Source organism: Pseudomonas sp. CBC3, from assembly GCF_037967085.1.
Classification (GTDB): domain Bacteria; phylum Pseudomonadota; class Gammaproteobacteria; order Pseudomonadales; family Pseudomonadaceae; genus Stutzerimonas.
Genome location: NZ_JBANEO010000001.1, coordinates 500,320 through 518,823 on the forward strand (window position 1 = coordinate 500,320; position 18,504 = coordinate 518,823).

The window sequence follows — 18,504 nt, forward strand, 5'->3', positions numbered from 1 at the left end:
GGCAACTTGCGATCATGCTGCGAATAGTTCTCGTTACCGGCCAATCCAGGCCTCGGAGCGTTCGTCTTGTCGGCGGGTGAATCGTCCAATCAACTTTTTGTAGGCACGCTATATCGCGACCACCGTGATTGGCTGCTCAGCTGGCTGCGGCGCTACCAGACCTGCCCGCATCGCGCCGAGGACATGAGCCAGGATGCCTTTCTGCGTCTGCTCAAACGCAATGACCTGGGTGAGGTTCGCGAGCCACGTGCGCTGCTGGCGACGATTGCCCGCGGCCTGCTGATCGACCATTTCCGCCGCAATGCGCTGGAGCGCGCCTACCTCGATGAACTGGCGCTCCAGCCTGAAGAAACGCAACCCAGCGCCGAGGAGCAGCTGCAGATCATCGAGGCGCTGCGCGAGGTGAATGCGCTACTGGGTCACCTGTCCGCGAAGGCGCGCGCGGCGTTCTTCTACAACCGCTTGGACGGCCTGACACATGCCGAGATAGCCCAGCGCCTCGGCGTGTCGGTCCCGCGCGTACGACAGTATCTGGCCCAGGCGCTGCGCCAGTGTTACATCGCCGTCTACGGCGAGCCGACATGAGCTCGGACCGCACACCGGTATCGGCCCGTGTTCTCGATGAGGCTATCGCCTGGCAATTGCGCCTGGGGGACCACGCGGCGAGCATGCAGCTCGACGCCGAACTCCAGCGCTGGCTGAACCAAAGCGCCGAGCATGCCAAGGCTTGGGCGCAGCTGGGGGGTATCGATCGGCGTCTGGGAACGATCAACTCGCCAAGCGCCAGGCGCGCCCTGCAGCGCAATGCCGCGACCAAACGGCAGCATGCCGTTAGCCGCACGCTTCTGGGGTTGGTCTTGCTCGGCTCACTAGGTATCGGCCTTGCGCTTCAGGCGCGCCCGCTGCCGGTCTGGCTCGCCGACGCAAGCACCGGCGCAGGCGAGCAGCACAGCCTTACGCTGGATGACAACAGCCGCATCCAGCTGAACAGCCGCAGCGCACTGGACATCCACTTCGACGAGCGGCGACGCGGACTGTTCCTGCATCAGGGAGAAGTGCTAGTGGAAACGGCGCCGGGAAGCGACCCGCGACCGTTCATCGTGGAAACCGCACAGGGCGACCTTCGAGCGCTGGGTACGCGCTTCATCGTTCGCCGCGAAGGCAATGCCACTCGGCTGATCGTGCTGCGCTCGGCGGTCGCCGCGCATCCAGACGACGGGCAAACGGGCCGCACCATAGGCGCTGGCGAACAGGTGCTGATGCATCGCAATCGCCTCGGAGAAAGTTCGGCCGCACCCATCGCAGCAGATGCCTGGAGCCACGGCATGCTGGTGGTCGATGACCTGCCGCTGGGCGAACTGCTGAAAAAATTGGGCGAATACCGCCGCGGTTATCTCGGTCTCGATCCGAGCCTCGAGTCCCTGCGCATCAGCGGCAGCTTTCCGCTGCATGACACCGACCGGGCCCTGGCGGCCCTTCCGCCCAGCCTTCCGGTGCGGATCGAACGCCACACCGACTGGTGGATAAAGGTGGTCCCGGCCGAGCCGGCGACTGTCCCCAGCAAGTAGCCCATGGCATCCACGCCAGATGCGTGGATGCCCGAACGAAAAAATTCTTATTTGCCCCTATCACTTTTTCGTTCTGCTTCGGCTTGGTGAATGACTGAGACACATTCCTATTCGGGAGCAATTCACAATGCCGTCACTGACTCCGCTGTTTCGCCCCAGCCTGCTGGCCATTGCCATCGCGTTCGCGCCTTCGCCGCTGCTGGCGCAATCTGCCGTCGACGGTGCCGTTGTCCGTGACGAAACGCGCGATTACTCACTCCCTACCGCGCCCCTTGCCACCACGCTCAACCGTATTGCCGCAGAGGCCGGGCTGGTGCTGAGCATTGATCCGGCACTGACCCGCGACCGCATGGCCGAACCGGTACAAGGCCGCTTCGATAGCCAGGGCGCGCTGCGAGAAGCCCTGCGGGGCACCGGTCTGGAGCTGCGCCAGAGTGCGGCGGGGAGCTATAGCTTGCAGCGCACGCCAGCCGGCGCAAGCGCCGCAGTCGTGCTGCCAGAGATTTATGTCAGCGGTGAAAGAAACTTCGAAACGGCCTGGGGGCCAACCGATGGCTACGTGGCCAGGCGCACGGCCGCCGGGAGCAAAACCGACACACCGATTCTGGAAATGCCCCGCTCGATTTCGGTCATCACCCGCGAACAGCTCGATGACCGCCAGAATCTGAACCTCAACGATGCACTGCGCTATACCGCAGGGGTCATGAGCAGTGGCTACGGCTCCGATACGCGTACCGACTGGCTGAAAGTGCGCGGCTTCGTCCCAACTCAGTTTCTTGATGGCCTGCCGCTACCGGTTGGCTCTTTCGCTAACCCCAAGATCGAACCCTGGAATCTGGAACGTATCGCGGTGCTGCGCGGCCCGGCGTCTTCCGTCTACGGCCAGACGCCGCCCGGCGGCATGCTGGACATGGTCAGCCGCCGCCCCGAGGCCGAGCGCAGCCACGAGATCGAGTTGCAGGCAGGTAGCAACGAGCACAAACAGATCAGCTTCGATACCACGGGAGCGCTCGACGAGGACGCTCGATTTCTGTATCGGCTCAGCGGCACGGTGCGCGACAGCGACACCGCTATCGACCACATTCCCGACAAGCGCTACAACCTGGCACCCAGCCTGACGTGGAACATTGGCGATGACACGCATCTGACCTTCATCTCGCAGTACACCCGCGACGATACCGGCATTACGGGCCAGTTCCTGCCGCTACAAGGCACCAAGCTGCCCTCGCCGGCCGGCAAGATTTCACATCACAAAAACCTCGGCGAGCCGGATTGGGATTTCTACGACCGCACCTACTACGCGCTGGGCTATGCGTTCGATCACCGCTTCAACGATGTCTGGCAGTTCCGTCAGAACCTCCGCTACACCAAGAGCGATCTTGAATTCCAGGCCGTGAACGTCGGCACCTTCAACACAGTCGATGCCGCCGGAAACGTCAATCGTGAAGCTGGCATCGTCAATGAGGATGTCAGCCAGTTCGCGGTGGACAACAATTTCCAGGCCGATTTTCAGACCGGCGCGCTATCTCATACGCTGCTGCTCGGTCTCGATCACCAACGCTCAAACACGAATTACCAGTGGCTCTACGGCGGCTCCTATCTCTATGACCAGAACGGCAACATCATTGGAACCAACGTGCCGCCAATTAACGTCAACAACCCGGTGTACGGCCAAGACATGTCCAATGTCAGCTACTTCGCGCTGCAGGACTTCAACCAGAAGATTCGCCAGACTGGCCTCTACATCCAAGACCAGATCGCTCTCGACAACTGGCGCCTGACGCTTGGCGGACGCCAGGATTGGATTCACGTCAGCACCAAGTTCAACAACCTGAGCGGCATCACCGACACCCAGCGGGACACCGCCTTCAGCGGCAACGCGGGTCTGAGCTACGTTTTCGACAACGGCCTGACGCCTTACGTCTCCTACACCGAATCGTTTCAGCCTGCCCAGGGCGCCAACGTCAACAGCACAAACTCTTTTGAACCGACCGAAGGCCGTCAGTACGAGGTCGGTATCAAGTATCAGCCAACCGGGATCAACGCCCTGTTTACCGCCGCGGTCTTCGATCTGCAGCAGCAGAACGTCAACGTCACCGAAGGCAGCATCACCCGTCAGATTGGCGAGCTGCAAGTACGTGGCCTGGAGCTGGAGGCGACTGCGGATGTAACCGAAAGCCTGAAACTGGTGGGTTCGTACACCTACATGGACACGGAAATTATCAAGGGGGCGGACGACGGCAACCGCATGCAGCAGGTTCCGCGTAATCAGGCAACCGCCTGGGCCGACTACACCTGGCGCAACGGGCTGCTAGACGGATTCGGCATTGGCGCCGGGGTCCGCTATGTCGGCGATACCTACGGCAATACGGCCAATACCTATCTCGGCCATGTTGGCTCCTACACCGTTTACGACGCGTCCCTGCACTACGATCTGGGGCGCCTGGACAGCGGCTTAAATGGCCTCTCGGTTGCACTCGACGCGAAGAACATCTTTAACAAAGACTATTTGTCCACCTGTGACGGCTTCTGGTGTTACTACGGCGACGAACGCAACGTGGTCGCCAGCATCAACTACCAGTGGTAATCCACTGAAAGGCAGAAACAAGGGCTGCTCCGATGAGCGGCCCTTCGCATTCGGAAGAGTTATGAAAAGCACCACCATCCGCCGCTGGTCCTTCGTCCACACGTGGACCAGCCTGATCTGCACCCTGTTCCTGTTGCTGCTGGCCATCACCGGCTTGCCGCTGATCTTTCATCACGAGCTGGAACACCTGCTAGGCGAAGCGCCGGAGTTGCGGGAAATGCCCGCCGATACGCCACACCTCGACCTGCAGCAGCTGGTCGCCGCAGCCAAGCAGCATCGACCGGACGAAGTGGTGCAGTACCTGGGATGGGAAGCGGATGAGCCGTCCGGTGTGGTCGCCATCATGGCCGCGACCGCCGGCACCGAGCCGAACAGTTCCTACACATTCATGCTCGACGCCCGAAGCGGTGAGGCGGTGGCGATGCCGGCGGCCAATGGCGGCATCATGATGTTTTTCTTGCGCATGCATGTGGACATGTTCGCCGGTCTGCCGGGCAAGCTGCTGCTGGCGTTCATGGGCGTGTTGTTCGTAACCGCGATCGTTTCGGGCGTGGTGCTCTATGCACCCTTCATGCGTCGGCTGCGCTTCGCCGAGGTGCGTCACGACCGCTCGCGGCGCACCCGCTGGCTGGACCTGCACAACCTGATCGGCATCGTCACCCTGACTTGGGCATTGGTGGTCGGCGTCACCGGCGTGATCACCGCAACGGCGGACCTGTTGATCGCCGCCTGGCGCAATGAATCGCTCGCCGCCATGATCGAGCCCTATCGCGATGCGCCGCCGCTCGAGCGCCGAGCGCCCGCAAGCGATCTGCTGACCATCGCCGGAAGGGCCGCGCCGGGCATGGTGCCGGACTTCATCGCCTTTCCCGGCACACGCTTCTCCAGCGAGCATCACTACGCGGTGTTCATGGTCGGTGCCACGCACCTGACCTCGCACCTGTGGACACCAGTCCTGATCGATGCGCAGACGCTCCAGGTCACCGCGGTTGGCAGCCGCCCCTGGTATATGGATGCGCTGTCGCTGTCCTCGCCGCTGCACTTCGGCGACTACGGCGGACGGCCAATGCAGATTCTCTGGGCGGTGCTGGACGTGCTGACGATCATCGTACTCGGCAGTGGGCTCTACCTATGGCGGGTACGACGCCGCGGCGCGACAACGACGCGCGAGGTGACGGCATGAGTTGGCGCCAATCGACTTTCCTGCTGCCCAGCCTCATCGCCCTGCTCGGTATGGCCGGACTATTCGCCGCGCTGTTGGGTGATGGCTGGTGGGATACCTTGGCCTGGCTCGGGTTGGGCGCGCAGGCGGGACTGGGGCTGTGGCCCCTGCTACCCGGCCGCGGAAGCCGAACCGGTAGCGAAAGGATCACCCCGCCGCGCCAGCAGCCCTGACCGCTATAGCAGGCGGCATCGCTGGCATGGAGTGATCAGGAGTGATCGGCTGTGCAAACGGCCTGGTAAAGCGGCGCAGCCACGTCCAGTTCGGTCATGGTTTCAAACTTCGCCTGACCTTCCTCATTCAGCCGGAACATCACCTTCTCGGTGCAAAGCGCCTGGTAATTCGCGCTTTTCACCGTAGACATCAGATGGTGCTTTTCAAAGCGATACAGGGTGAAACGAGCGATGGGACCCTTGCTGGTCTCTTCGATCTGCGCGTTCGCGCCATCGAGTACCGTATAGACCAGTGGCATCGGAAACTTGATGGTCCAGGGGCGCCAGAACATCTCGCCTTGTTCACTCGATACCACAACGGAGCCCTGCGGCAGGCGCGCTTGCTTGGTATCGAACCAGGTGTATTCGTAATGGATGGTGTAGCCGAGCATGCCCAGACCGGCGAACGCCGGGATGATCCACTTCGGCAGTCGTTTACGAGTCAGGCTGCGCAGCAGCAGCGCGACCCCCGCACCCGCCACTGCGGCGACGATTGCAGCGATTAGATGCCAGATCATATGAATCTTCCTTAAATAAAGTCGGGCTTCCAAATGGAAGCCCGACTTATATCTCAACCATGGGCCAGATTCTAAACCCAACTTCTGGTCGAACTGTTACTTAGTGATCAAGCGCAACGCCAGCACCTTTCGGAGTACGAACGCTTTCCACCAGATCCTGGATTTCCTGCGGCGGAGCCTCAGTGGCCATAGACACAGCGTAAGCAACTGCGAAGTTCAGTACCGCTCCGATGGCGCCGAAGGCCTGCGGAGAGATGCCGAATATCCAGTTGTCAGGCGTGTTGGCGATGGACGCAGTGCCTGGGATGAAGAACCAGCCCAGGTACAGGAAGATGTACACGCTAGTGCTCACCAGACCAACCAGCATGCCAGCAACGGCACCCTTGCTGTTCACGCGCTTGGAGAAGATCCCCATCATCAGCGCTGGGAACAGGCTCGCTGCAGCAAGACCGAACGCTAGCGCCACCACCTGTGCCGCGAAGCCCGGCGGGTTCAGCCCCAGCCAGGTAGCCAGGATGATTGCTGCGGTCATGGATAGACGCGCCGCCATCATCTCGTTCTTCTCGCTGATCTTCGGATTGATGATCGTCTTGATCAAGTCGTGACTGATGGCAGAAGAGATTGCCAGCAGCAAGCCCGCTGCTGTCGACAAGGCTGCCGCGATGGCACCCGCAGCGATCAGACCGATAACCCAGCCCGGCAGGTTGGCGATTTCCGGGTTGGCCAGCACGATGATGTCGTTGTTGACGACCAGCTCGTTACCGTTCCAACCACGCTCTTGGGCAGTGGGGGCGAAGGTAGCGTTGGTGTCGTTGTACATCTGGATACGACCATCGCTGTTCTTGTCTTCCCAAGTGATCAGACCGGTTTGTTCCCACGTCTGGATCCAGCCCGGACGCGCTTCGTACTGAATCGCTTCAGCCTGCGGGCCTTCCGGATAGATGGTATCGACAAGGTTCAGACGAGCCATGGACGCAACGGCCGGAGCAGTCAGGTACAAGAGGGCGATGAAGATCAGCGTCCAGCCAGCCGACCAGCGAGCATCAGCTACTTTCGGTACGGTGAAGAAGCGGATGATGACGTGCGGCAGACCAGCGGTACCGATCATCAGCGACAGGGTGAACAGGAACATGTTCAGCTTGTTGTCGACATCAGCAGTGTAGGCAGCGAAGCCCAGGTCCTGAACGACAGTATCCAGCTTGTCCAGCAGCGGCATACCGGATTCGACGTGAGTGCCGAACATGCCGAACATCGGGATCGGGTTGCCAGTCAGTTGCATGGCAATGAACACGGCCGGAATGGTGTACGCGATGATCAGCACCACGTACTGCGCCACCTGGGTATAAGTAATGCCCTTCATGCCACCGAATACCGCATAGGCGAACACGATCGCAGCGGCAATCCAGATACCGGCGGAGTTGCTCACTTCGAGGAAGCGGGAGAAGGCCACGCCAGCACCGGACATCTGGCCGATTACATAAGTGACGGAGATCAGAATCAGGCAGATAACCGCGACCAGGCGCGCGCCTCGGCTGTAGAAGCGATCACCGATGAAGTCAGGTACGGTGAACTTGCCGAATTTGCGCAGATAGGGCGCCAGCAACATTGCCAGCAGCACGTAGCCACCGGTCCAACCCATCAGGTAGACCGAAGTGGCATAACCACCGGAAGCGATGATCCCCGCCATGGAGATGAACGAAGCCGCAGACATCCAGTCAGCCGCTGTCGCCATACCGTTTGTTACAGGATGGACGCCACCGCCAGCTACATAGAACTCTTTGGTCGATCCAGCTCGGGCCCACACCGCAATCCCTATATATAGGAGAAAGGATGCGCCCACGAACAACATGTTAATCCAATATTGACTCATTCTGGCTTACTCCTCGACCCCAAATTCCTTGTCCAGTTTGTTCAACCGCCACGCGTAGTGGAAGATGATCAAAATGAACGTAATGATGGAACCTTGCTGAGCGAACCAGAACCCCAGATCTGTTCCGCCGACCGGTATACCGGACAGCAACGGGCGCAAGAGGATAGCAAAGCCATATGAGACGAGAGCCCAAACCACAAGGCTCCATGTTATGAGGCGAACGTTCGCCTTCCAGTACGCAGCAGCATTTTCTTTATCGGCGTCGGCCATTGACGTTCTCCGTCTTATTTTTATTACGAGTGAGAGGAACCACATCGTGAATCTAGCAAGGATGGGTTCTGAAAAGAAAGCCCCGACTTTAGTCTGACGAACGCTACCGAATGCCATCTAAACCGCTGAATTACGGCATTCCGTACAGGCTTTCATAGCTGAACAAACTGTCGCTCGATAGCGTTCAATCCTCGACGTGACAGTCCGACGCTCGATGTCCCGCTACGACCGGGGATAAACCAGCCCCCCTTGCCAACGCGAACAGCACCCGGTCACCCCCGGCGGCTCGAAACTACCAACCTTTAATCGAACATAAAAGCGCGCCAATCATTCCTGCTCTTGATTACATCCAATCAAAGCAGCATGAATAATCAGATATGAACTTCAATACGTTAAATTTAAAATCTAATACAAGCCTTAAATCCAGACACTTAAATTAAGAATCATATTAATCAAATGAAATAAACAATTTAATATCGAAAACAAAATCCAGCCTTCCGACAATGCAACGCATAGTTATGGCTATTCTGTTTTTTAAGCTTTGCACTTAAAGAAAGGCGGACAAATGCAATTCAGAACGTGTTCCCTGACAACTACTCATCAGCTCGTTCTTACGCATATCCGCCATCAGATGCATGTGCATGCGTCTTAGCAGGTCGGTCGCCCTGCCGTGTACTTATCGGCCGGATCGATCGCGGCGTTCAGGTCGCGGATGGTTTGGGCCCCGATCAGTAGCGGATAGCTGAAGTGGGTACGATCGGTGAGATTCACCTCAGCCTCGCGCAGCTGGTCGCCGATGCACAGCTGCATGCCAATGAGTGGCCGCTCCGCACGTGGCGGCTCGCTGTTCGGATCGACCTCAACGCCCTCTTCGGCGCGGGTTTTGATCTGACTGATGCCAATCAGCGGCTGTTCATAAATGGTGTCATCAGCGCCATCGACGGCCAGACGGAAGCGCACCCAGTCCTCACCGTCACGCTGGAACTGCTCGATGTCGCGCGCTGACAGCGATGCGGTCATAGCCCCGGTGTCCATTTTGGCTGGCAGGGTCTTGCCGATTTCTTCGATCTTGATGTGTTCGTAACGCCCATAAAGAGTGGGTTCGGCCGCGAACGCCGGAAGCGCCAACAGACCTGCAAGGAAAAGAACGCGAGACAAAAACAACCTCCTGGAACGAGTCATGGACAAGCTATCGATCGACCACTCGCTGGCTGGGTTCCGTTTGCTTGTCCTACAAAACGTTTCGCCGCGATGGCGGGCCGCCTCGGTGGCACGCTTGATCTCCGCGTGAGCCAGCGGCCTGATAGACTGCAGGCCGATCCCCGCCGAAGACTTTCCCCGTGCCCAGTACCGCATTTTCTTCCCTGCCTCTTTCCGCTGCCATGCTGGCCAACCTTGAGGCCCTCGGTTACAGCGAGATGACCGCGATCCAGGCCCAGAGCCTGCCCGTGATGCTCAAGGGCATGGACCTCATCGCTCAGGCCAAGACCGGCAGCGGCAAGACCGCCGCCTTCGGCATCGCCCTGCTCGAACCACTCAATCCGCGCTACTTCGGTTGTCAGGCTTTAGTGCTTTGCCCGACCCGCGAGCTGGCCGATCAGGTTGCCAAGGAACTGCGCCGGCTGGCGCGCGCGGCGGACAACATCAAGATCCTCACGCTCTGTGGCGGCGTCTCCATCGGCCCGCAGATCGGCTCGCTGGAGCACGGCGCTCACGTCATCGTCGGCACCCCTGGACGTATTCAGGAGCACCTGAAAAAGGGCACGCTGAAACTCGACGGCCTGAACACCCTGGTGCTCGACGAGGCCGATCGCATGCTCGACATGGGCTTTTACGACGCCATCGCGGAGATCATCGAGCAGACGCCAAGCAAGCGGCAAACGCTGCTGTTCTCGGCGACCTATCCTTCAGGCATCAAGCAGCTTTCGGCCACCTTCATGCGCGACCCGCAGCAGGTGAAGGCCGAGGCGCTGCATGACGATTCACAGATCGAACAGCGCTTCTACGAAATCGATGCGGATGACCGAATGGACGCCGTGGTGCGTGTGCTCGCCAGCTTCCGCCCGGAAACCTGCGTCGCCTTCTGCTTTACCAAGCAGCAATGCCAGGAGCTGGTGGAACAGCTCACGGCCAAGGGCATCTCCGCCATGGCGCTCAATGGTGACCTGGAACAACGCGACCGCGATCAGGTGCTGGCGATGTTCGCCAACCGCAGCCTGTCGGTGCTGGTGGCCACCGACGTTGCCGCGCGCGGCCTGGACATCGACGCGCTGGACATGGTGATCAACGTCGAGCTGGCGCGCGATTCGGAAATACATATTCACCGCGTCGGGCGCACCGGACGCGCCGGCAAAAAAGGGATCGCAATCAGCCTGGTGGCGCCCGCCGAAGCCCATCGCGCCCGCGCCATCGAAGAGCGGCAGAAAGCGTCGCTCAACTGGCAGCCGCTGAGCGACCTGAAAGCGCAGCCCGGCGAGCCGCTGCGACCGCCGATGGTGACGCTCTGCATCGGCGCGGGACGCAAGGACAAGTTGCGCCCTGGCGACATTCTGGGTGCGCTGACTGGCGATGCGGGCATCCCCGGCACCCAGGTCGGCAAGATCGCGATCTTCGATTTCCAGGCGTTTGTCGCCGTCGAGCGCGACGTCGCCAAACAGGCGTTGAATCGCCTCAACGCTGGGAAGATCAAAGGGCGGTCGTTGAAAGTCAGACAGCTTTAAGCCGGAAGCCGGAAGCAAGCAGCTCTGACTTCCAGCTTCCGGCTTCAAGCTTTCAGCTTCAGCTGCCTCTCTTACAACGACCCGCGCGCCCAGGGACCCCAGATGGCGAAGGTGATGCCCGGGGTCTGGATGTTGACGAACAAATAGCGCCCGGTCGGATCGAAGCACGCCCCGCAGAATTCCCTGTTGCGGTAGTCGCCCCCTGAGACCTGCTTACCCGTCGCCGCGGCTTGCACATCATCGAACACCACGTTGTTCTTGGCGAAGATGTAAGCCTCGCCCGCCGTGGTCAGACCCAGCAGCCGCTCACCGAAGCCGAACGCATCCTGCACGCCACCGCCATCTTCACAGAGCAGCAAACCGCCGCGCGGGCTGACGGTGATGTTGTCCGGGTTGTTGGCGATTTCGGCATCGGTGGACGCGAAAATGCAGGTCAGACGATCACTGACCAGATCGTGCATCCATACCGCGCCGCGACCATAGCCAGCGCGACCCTGGGCGTCGGTGCCGGCGCTGGTGTCGACGATGAACAGCTTGCCTTCGCTGTACCAGATGCCTTCGCCGCGGCTCATGCTCAGGCCGCCGGCCTGGCGTGCCTGGGCATAGGGGCCGCTTCCTTCAGGCTGCGGATCAAGGTCAGGATTCGACACTTCGACCCATTCCAGCTGGTAGCTGTCGCCCTGCTTCGGCGCGTGCAGATCGACCAACGCGCGATTACGGACGCGTGCCGCCTGCAGGATGCCTCCGGCCGCCAGTGAGCCGGGTTGCTGGCTGGCATCGGTGGGAATGTAGCGATAGTAACCGGAGCGATTGCGGGAATCTTCGGTCAGGTAGACGTAGCTGTTGCGGGGATCCACGGCCACCGCCTCGTGGGCGAAGCGGCCCATCTGCACGATCGGCTGGCCGGTGGTCAGCGCAGGGTCGGCGGTGACTTCGAACACATAACCGTGGGCACGGCCACCGACGCTGCGGTAATCCTCGGTGGTTTCCTCACATGACAGCCAAGTGCCCCACGGCGTTACGCCGCCAGCGCAATTGGTGCGCGTGCCGCCAAGGCTCGGCATGGTGCGTACCGCATCGTCGATGCCATGGGAGAAATACAGATTGGTGGTGCCGCCGGCGGGACGCTGGCCGTTGGCAAGGGTAATGCCGTCGTAGATTCCATCGGCCTCGATCAGCTTGCCGGTGCCGGCTTCATGGTTGCGCACCAGAACAATCTCCGGGCCGTTGTGCCCGCGACGGACGTCGATAACGCCCATGCCGTCATGCGAACCGGGCACCGGCTGGCCGTTTTCCATCAGATCGCCGGTCCAGGAGAAGCTCCTGTACTGGAAGCCATCGGGTAGCTGCAGCAGTTCCAGACCCGTGCTCAGATCCTTGGTGGGGCGCAGCGGGCCGTAGCTGCTGCGGACCAGGCCAGCACCGCGGCCCTGCGCATTGCGCGCGGCAAAAGCTTCCAGGGTCCCGAGAAACGGCGTGGTGGCGACTACGGCGGCGATAGCGCCACCCTTGAGCAGGCTGCGGCGGCTGGCATCATGTTCACGGTTCATGCGTTGTCCTCTTTTATCGTAATGGGTGGAGGGGCCGCATGAATAAAGCCAGCGAAATACGGCAGAACCATGACCAAGCGATGGCGTTCCGGTGATGCGGGACGGACGGACGGACGGTATAAGCTTTGCCATGGTCGCCGTGACGTCCGAACGCTTCGGGCGTCCAAATAGCTTCTCAGTCGGGTCCGAACGTCCATGCGCTCACCATCGCTCAGCCATTCCCTACGCCGCCTCTGGGCGCTGGAGAAATTCGGCTACAGCCTGCGCGTGCTGATTGCGCTGGCCGGCAGCATGGGCCTGAGCTGGCACCTCGGGCAGCCGTCGATGGCCATCCCGCTGTTTCTCGGCGTGATTGCCAGCGCTCTGGCTGAAACCGACGACAGCTGGTTCGGTCGGCTCTCGGCTTTAATGGTCACGCTGCTGTGTTTCAGCGTCGCCGCCGCCTCGGTGCAGTTGCTATTCCCGTACCCGCCGCTGTTCGTCGGCGGCATGGCCGTGGCTGCATTCGTGCTGGTGATGCTGGGCGCGCTGGGCGAGCGCTACGCGACCATTGCCCAGGCCACGCTGATTCTGTCCATTTACAGCATGATCGCCGCTGATCAGCGCGACGGTGCTGATCTCGACTCCTGGCGAGGACCCTTGCTGCTGCTCGCAGGGGCGACTTGGTACGGATTGCTGTCGGTGCTCTGGAACGCCCTGTTCTCGCATCAGCCGGTGCAACAGAGCCTGGCCAGGCTGTATCGGGAACTGGGTCAGTATTTCAAGCTCAAGGCCACGCTGTTCGAGCCGGTGCGCCAACTCGATGTGGAGGAGCGCCGCCTGCAGTTGGCGCAGCAGAACTGTCGGGTGGTCAGCGCGCTGAATGCCACCAAGGAAACCCTACTGCACCGCCTCGGTAACGGTCGTCCTGGCGTCAAGATCAGCCATTACCTCAAACTCTATTTCCTCGCCCAGGACCTGCACGAGCGCGTCAGCTCCTCGCACTATCCCTACCAGGCGCTGGCCGAGGCCTTCTTCCACAGCGACGTGCTGTTCCGCTGCGGCAGGCTGCTGCGCCTGCAGGGCATCGCCTGCGCCGAACTGGCCAAGGTCATTCAGCTGCGCCAGCCTTTTCGCTACAGCGAAGCCAATGCCCAGGCACTGGGCGATCTGGAATCGTCGCTGGAACACTTGCGCATGCAGAGCAATCCGGCCTGGCGCGGGCTGTTGCGCTCGCTGCGAGCGCTGTCGAGCAACCTGTCGACAATGCAGCGCCAACTCGCCAGTGCCAGCAACCCCGATGCCCTGGAAGGCGAACAGGACAGCAGCCTGCTGGACCGCGAGCCGCAATCGTTACGCGACGCCCTCGCCCGCATCCGCTTGCAGCTGACGCCCACCTCGCTGCTGTTCCGTCATGCCTTGCGCATGAGCCTGGCATTGGTGTGCGGCTACGCGGTGCTGCACGCGATCCACCCGGAACAGGGTTACTGGGTGCTGCTGACGACGGTGTTCGTCTGCCAGCCGAACTACGGCGCGACACGGATCAAGCTGGTGCAGCGCGTGACCGGCACTATGCTCGGGCTGGTGGTGGGCTGGGCGCTGTTCGATCTGTTCCCGAGCCAGCAGATCCAGGCGCTGTTCGCCGTGGTCGCCGGCGTGGTGTTCTTCGCCACACGTAGCAGCCGCTATACCCTGGCGACGGCGGCGATCACCTTGCTGGTACTGTTCTGCTTCAACCAGGTCGGCGACGGCTACGGGCTGATCTGGCCGCGGCTGGTCGATACCCTGCTGGGCAGCCTGATCGCCGCGGCGGCAGTGTTCCTGATTCTTCCGGACTGGCAGGGTCGCCGGCTCAATCGGATGGTTGCCAATACCCTCAGCCGCAGCGCGGATTACCTGCGTCAGATCATGCGCCAGTACGAGAGCGGCAAACGCGACGATCTGGCGTACCGGCTGGCCCGACGCAACGCGCATAACGCTGATGCCGCGCTGTCGACCACGCTGTCGAACATGCTGCTGGAGCCCGGCCATTTCCGAAAGGATGCCGAGACCGGCTTTCGCTTTCTGATTCTCTCCCACACGCTGCTCAACTATCTGTCAGGGCTGGGCGCACACCGCGAAAGCCTGCCCGACGATGCCCGCGACGACATGCTCGAACGTGCGGCGCAGCAACTGGCGAGCAGCCTCGACGAGCTGGCGACGGCCCTGCAAACCAACCAGCCAGTGGCGGTCTACAGCGATGAGGAAGAAGCGCTCGCGCAACAGCTCGAACAGGCCTCCGAGGACCAGGACGATGCACACCGTCTGCTACAGACCCAGCTGGGTCTGATCTGCCGCCAGCTCGCGCCGCTGCGCAGTATGGCCAGCCACCTGGTGCGCCAGGCGCCGCCGGCTCAGGGCTGAGGCAACGCTTCGGGCGCAGGCAGCCCATGGCGGAGAAAGATCGCCGCATAGCTGCCTTCTTTTTCCATCGCCGCGATCTCGCGATTGAACGCTGCGAGGATCGCCGCCTGCTGCGGATGGCTGTTGCGTACCGCCAGCGACAAATCGCGCAGGCTGAATTCACCCGGCACGAACGACAAGGCGTCGCTTACCTGCTTCAGTTCGCGGCGGAAATGGAACAGGGCGGTGCGCTCATCTTCCAGCGTCAGATCGACGCGCCCGACCAGCAGCATCCTCGCCGCCTGCACGAAGTTCGCGACGTACCCCTTGTTCAGGCACGAATCGTTTTCCAGCTCCTCGCTATAGCCATAGCCGCGGCTCAGCGCAACGGGATAGACCGCAAGACTGGCGAGGCCGTCATAGCGAATGTCACTGTCGCGTCGCTGCACCCAACGCATGCGATTGGTCAAAAAAGGCTGTGAGCGGCGCACATAATCAGCTCGGTTGAGGGCCGGCCAACCATTGACCATGTCGTAGCTGCCAGTCTTCAGCCCCAGCAGAGCGCGCTCCCAGGGCACCTCGATGTATTCGATCCGGTAGCCCGCACGGCCAAGCGCAGTGCGGATGAGCTCGACCGACAAACCATCCTCGGGCAGACGTCGATCCGTATAAGGCGGCCAAGCGTTGCCAGCCAGACGCAGCACGTCGGCCGAAAGGGACGTGCTCGCCAGCAGCAATGCCAACCATAGAAGACGGCTTGAATCTTTCATGGACTTCTCGCCCCTCATAGCGAAGCGCCATTACTCATAGCAAAGCACACGGTGAACCGATTGCCATGTTCGTCTCGTCGGCTGTCCCAAGCCCAGGCTGCAGTAGCCCGGCGGCAGGAGTACCATCTCGCGTTTTCGAGTCGAGGTGAGCGGTGTTGCAAACGGATGTGGTGGTAATTGGCGCGGGGGCTGCCGGACTGATGTGCGCTTTCACGGCGGCGGCACGCGGCCGCCGCGTTCTGCTGCTCGACCATGCCAACAAGGCCGGCAAGAAAATTCTCATGTCCGGCGGCGGACGCTGCAATTTCACCAATATGTACACCGAGCCGGCCAACTTCCTCTCCGGCAATCCGCATTTCTGCAAATCCGCTCTGGCGCGTTATACCCAATGGGATTTCATCGAGATGGTCAGCCGTCATGGCGTGCCCTATCACGAGAAAAAACTCGGTCAGCTGTTTTGCGACAACAAGGCCAGCGACATCCTCGACATGTTGCTCGAGGAGTGCCGACAAGCGGGCGTCGACCTTCACCTGAATACGAGCGTGCAGTCGGTCGAACGCAACGAGGACGGCTATCGGTTGCAAAGCGATGCCGGCGAACTGGCCTGCCAATCGTTGGTGATCGCGACAGGCGGGCTGTCGATTCCGACGCTCGGCGCCAGCGGTTTCGGCTATCAGATTGCGCGTCAGTTCGGCCACAGCGTACTGCCGACTCGCGCCGGCCTGGTGCCATTCACCATCACCGAACCGCAGCTCAAGGGGATGTGCGAAGCCCTGTCGGGCACCTCGGTCGAGGATTGCCTGGTCAGCTGCAACGGCCAGAGTTTCAAGGAAAACATCCTGTTCACCCATCGCGGACTTTCCGGGCCGGCGATTCTGCAGATTTCCTCGTACTGGCAGCCGGGCGATGTCATCGAAATCAACCTGTTGCCGCACCTGAACCTCGTCGACTGGCTGGACGAACAGCGCCGTGAACGCCCCAATACCGAGTTGAAAACGCTGCTCGGCGAGCTGTTCACACGCAAGATGGCGGGGCTGCTGGCCGAGCATTGGTTCATTTCCAGGCCGCTGAAGCAGTACAGCCCGGCTGAACTCGAAGACGTGGCGGAAAAGCTCGGCAACTGGCAACTGGTCCCGGCCGGCACCGAAGGCTATCGCACCGCGGAGGTGACATTGGGTGGCGTCGACACGCGCGAAGTGTCGTCGAAGACCATGGAGTCGCAGAAGGCACCGGGCTTGTACTTCGTGGGTGAAGTGCTGGATGTTACCGGCCATCTCGGCGGTTTCAATTTCCAATGGGCCTGGGCATCCGGCTATGCGGCGGCCCAGTACGTGTAGCAGCTCGCTCAGCCGCAGCGTACGAGCCCTGTCATTCGTTGGCCATATTCGAAGGTGGCGAAATCTCGCGCGGCCCGGCCGGGTCGGTGGCCGTGTTCTGGTATTCCTGTTGATTTTCGCTGGTGTTATCCATTGCCGACGGCTCTTCGTCCGGCGAGCAGGCGCTCAGCATCAGCGCAACAGGTAGCGCAGCGGCGACGGCGATATATTTCGTCTTCATCCAAACCTCCAGCAGAGCGCCTCGCCAAGCTCGCGAGGCGCCGTTGAATTTAAAATCTTACTGGGACGCACCCGTACCGGTGCCGGTGGGATTGGGCGCGGTGCCGGCACCCGACTCGGTGCCCAGACCGCTGCCGTTGTCGGCCGGTGCGGTGTTCATGCCATCCGAATTACCCGTTCCAGTTGTGACGCCGGTTCCGGTGCCGGTTTCCGCGCCGGCGCCCGTACCGGTTCCGGTAGTGCCCGGCCCTGCACCCGTTCCAGCGCCAGTTCCGGTAGCAGGCGGTGTGGCAGCTGGCGGCGTAGTTGCAGGAGCCGCAGGCTGCTCGGTTGCAGGTGGCGGCGGGGTCTGTTCGCGCTCAAGATCCTCATCCGGGCCGCAGCCGACCAGCAGCAGACCTAGAACAGGGGCAGACAAGTAAGCAAGACGCATGGATAACCCTCCAGAAAGATGAAAGCCGACTAACAAGCCGGAGATAGGACAAATCAATCCTTCTGAAACTGACCTTTCACAAGGAGGAGAGTGCCCACGCAACCCCGCAGACTGGGCGTCAACCGCTCAACGGTATCGGTCCTGCCATGCATATCCAGCACGCTAGCGTATAAAACGAAGGCTCTGATTGATCTCAGTCGATGCTTTGCGGCCGTTCGGCCTGGCTATCGAGCCGATACGTCAACCGGCGCGACAGTTACCTGCGCGCCGGTTGGGTGTGAACAATGTGCCGAGGCGTTGCGCCCCCGGTACGAAATACGTCAAGCCGCTTTGCTGGCAACGAATTCCTTCTTCAGGCGGTCTCGGAGTTCGCTCATCTGCTTACCCATCTCTTCCAGCCTGGCCTCGTCGAACAGCTCGCGCGCCTGGGGAAACATTTCCGATTCCTCTTCCTCGATGTGATGCTCGAGCAGCTCCTTGCACACTTTCGCGCGGCCGGAGAACTCAACGCTCCCCGGATCGGTCACCTTGAGATCAGGCAGCACGAGGGAATCCACAGCGCGGTGCTCCTCCTTGGCCTCGTAATACATTTTCAGCTCTTCCTTTCCACCCGCTTCCTTATAGGCCGGGTAGAGAATCTGCTCTTCGAGCTGGGTGTGGATGGTCACTTCCATCTCAAGTTTTTGCAGCAGGTCGGTACGAGTCTTTACCGCACGCTCTGTGCTCTCGGTCAGGCGCGTCAGGATGTCCTTCACTCGTTCGTGGTCTTCAATCAACAGGTCAATGGCATTCATGTGGGATTCCTCATCACTTAAACGGCTTGCTGCACCCGGACTCTTCTGATCCGGTAGGTTCGCCTGCGCCAGA

Annotated in this window: 17 protein-coding genes; 8 read left to right on the forward strand and 9 right to left on the reverse strand. The window is 61.0% G+C overall.

Going from position 1 to position 18,504, the window contains the following annotated elements:
* Positions 1-66: 66 nt before the first annotated feature.
* The 5 genes from V6943_RS02265 to V6943_RS02285 all read left to right on the forward strand — a co-directional run bounded on the left by V6943_RS02265 (position 67) and on the right by V6943_RS02285 (position 5,550).
* Positions 67-585 carry an RNA polymerase sigma factor gene (locus tag V6943_RS02265; protein WP_340552489.1) on the forward strand — a complete coding sequence of 173 codons (519 nt, stop codon included), beginning with the start codon at positions 67-69 and terminating at the stop codon, positions 583-585.
* Positions 582-1,568 (forward strand): FecR family protein, encoded by a 987-nt coding sequence (locus V6943_RS02270; RefSeq protein ID WP_340552490.1) that lies wholly within the window; start codon positions 582-584, stop codon positions 1,566-1,568. Before V6943_RS02265 ends, V6943_RS02270 begins: the two co-directional genes overlap by 4 nt.
* A gap of 127 nt (positions 1,569-1,695) precedes the next feature.
* The gene (locus tag V6943_RS02275) at positions 1,696-4,155 is read left to right on the forward strand and encodes a TonB-dependent siderophore receptor (RefSeq protein WP_340552491.1); all 2,460 of its coding nucleotides are present in this window, start codon (positions 1,696-1,698) and stop codon (positions 4,153-4,155) included.
* 61 nt (positions 4,156-4,216) lie between these two features.
* Entirely contained in the window at positions 4,217-5,338 is a 1,122-nt protein-coding gene (locus V6943_RS02280; RefSeq protein WP_340552492.1) for a PepSY-associated TM helix domain-containing protein, read from the forward strand.
* A complete protein-coding gene (locus V6943_RS02285) occupies positions 5,335-5,550 on the forward strand; it encodes a hypothetical protein (protein WP_340552493.1) in 216 nt (71 codons plus the stop codon). The genes V6943_RS02280 and V6943_RS02285 overlap by 4 nt, the downstream gene beginning before the upstream one ends.
* A gap of 35 nt (positions 5,551-5,585) precedes the next feature.
* On the opposite strand, the gene V6943_RS02290 is transcribed toward V6943_RS02285, so the two are convergent.
* The 4 genes from V6943_RS02290 to rloA2 all read right to left on the reverse strand — a co-directional run bounded on the left by V6943_RS02290 (position 5,586) and on the right by rloA2 (position 9,405).
* Positions 5,586-6,107: a hypothetical protein gene (locus V6943_RS02290; RefSeq protein WP_340552494.1), complete on the reverse strand. Its 522-nt coding sequence runs from the start codon at positions 6,105-6,107 to the stop codon at positions 5,586-5,588.
* A 100-nt stretch (positions 6,108-6,207) separates the two neighbouring features.
* Complete coding sequence (locus V6943_RS02295) at positions 6,208-7,977, reverse strand: sodium:solute symporter family protein (protein ID WP_181099607.1); 1,770 nt, start codon at positions 7,975-7,977, stop codon at positions 6,208-6,210.
* 6 nt (positions 7,978-7,983) lie between these two features.
* Positions 7,984-8,247, reverse strand: a complete 264-nt coding sequence (locus V6943_RS02300) for a DUF4212 domain-containing protein (RefSeq protein WP_045163945.1) — start codon at positions 8,245-8,247, stop codon at positions 7,984-7,986.
* Positions 8,248-8,895: 648 nt separating this feature from the next.
* On the reverse strand, positions 8,896-9,405 hold the full coding sequence (rloA2, locus tag V6943_RS02305) for a retropepsin-like aspartic peptidase RloA2 (RefSeq protein ID WP_340552495.1): 510 nt from the start codon (positions 9,403-9,405) through the stop codon (positions 8,896-8,898).
* Between the two features lie 182 nt (positions 9,406-9,587).
* Here rloA2 and dbpA point away from each other — a divergent pair, with 182 nt between their 5' ends.
* The gene (dbpA, locus tag V6943_RS02310) at positions 9,588-10,967 is read left to right on the forward strand and encodes an ATP-dependent RNA helicase DbpA (protein ID WP_181099605.1); all 1,380 of its coding nucleotides are present in this window, start codon (positions 9,588-9,590) and stop codon (positions 10,965-10,967) included.
* A 71-nt stretch (positions 10,968-11,038) separates the two neighbouring features.
* Here the strand turns inward: dbpA and V6943_RS02315 are convergent, their stop codons facing one another.
* Complete coding sequence (locus V6943_RS02315) at positions 11,039-12,517, reverse strand: PhoX family protein (protein WP_131649572.1); 1,479 nt, start codon at positions 12,515-12,517, stop codon at positions 11,039-11,041.
* 195 nt (positions 12,518-12,712) lie between these two features.
* Between V6943_RS02315 and yccS the strand changes: the two genes are divergently transcribed.
* A complete protein-coding gene (gene yccS, locus V6943_RS02320) occupies positions 12,713-14,899 on the forward strand; it encodes a YccS family putative transporter (RefSeq protein WP_131649571.1) in 2,187 nt (728 codons plus the stop codon).
* Here yccS and V6943_RS02325 read toward each other — a convergent pair.
* Entirely contained in the window at positions 14,890-15,648 is a 759-nt protein-coding gene (locus V6943_RS02325) for a substrate-binding periplasmic protein (protein WP_340552496.1), read from the reverse strand. The genes yccS and V6943_RS02325 overlap by 10 nt on opposite strands.
* Before the next feature lie 152 nt (positions 15,649-15,800).
* Between V6943_RS02325 and V6943_RS02330 the strand changes: the two genes are divergently transcribed.
* Positions 15,801-16,985, forward strand: coding sequence for a BaiN/RdsA family NAD(P)/FAD-dependent oxidoreductase (locus tag V6943_RS02330; protein WP_131649569.1), 1,185 nt, complete (start codon positions 15,801-15,803; stop codon positions 16,983-16,985).
* A gap of 31 nt (positions 16,986-17,016) precedes the next feature.
* Here V6943_RS02330 and V6943_RS02335 read toward each other — a convergent pair whose 3' ends face one another.
* The 3 genes from V6943_RS02335 to V6943_RS02345 all read right to left on the reverse strand — a co-directional run bounded on the left by V6943_RS02335 (position 17,017) and on the right by V6943_RS02345 (position 18,431).
* Positions 17,017-17,205, reverse strand: coding sequence for a hypothetical protein (locus tag V6943_RS02335; protein WP_131649568.1), 189 nt, complete (start codon positions 17,203-17,205; stop codon positions 17,017-17,019).
* A gap of 57 nt (positions 17,206-17,262) precedes the next feature.
* Positions 17,263-17,637, reverse strand: coding sequence for a hypothetical protein (locus V6943_RS02340; protein ID WP_131649567.1), 375 nt, complete (start codon positions 17,635-17,637; stop codon positions 17,263-17,265).
* A gap of 320 nt (positions 17,638-17,957) precedes the next feature.
* On the reverse strand, positions 17,958-18,431 hold the full coding sequence (locus tag V6943_RS02345) for a hemerythrin domain-containing protein (protein ID WP_131649566.1): 474 nt from the start codon (positions 18,429-18,431) through the stop codon (positions 17,958-17,960).
* Positions 18,432-18,504: the final 73 nt, after the last annotated feature.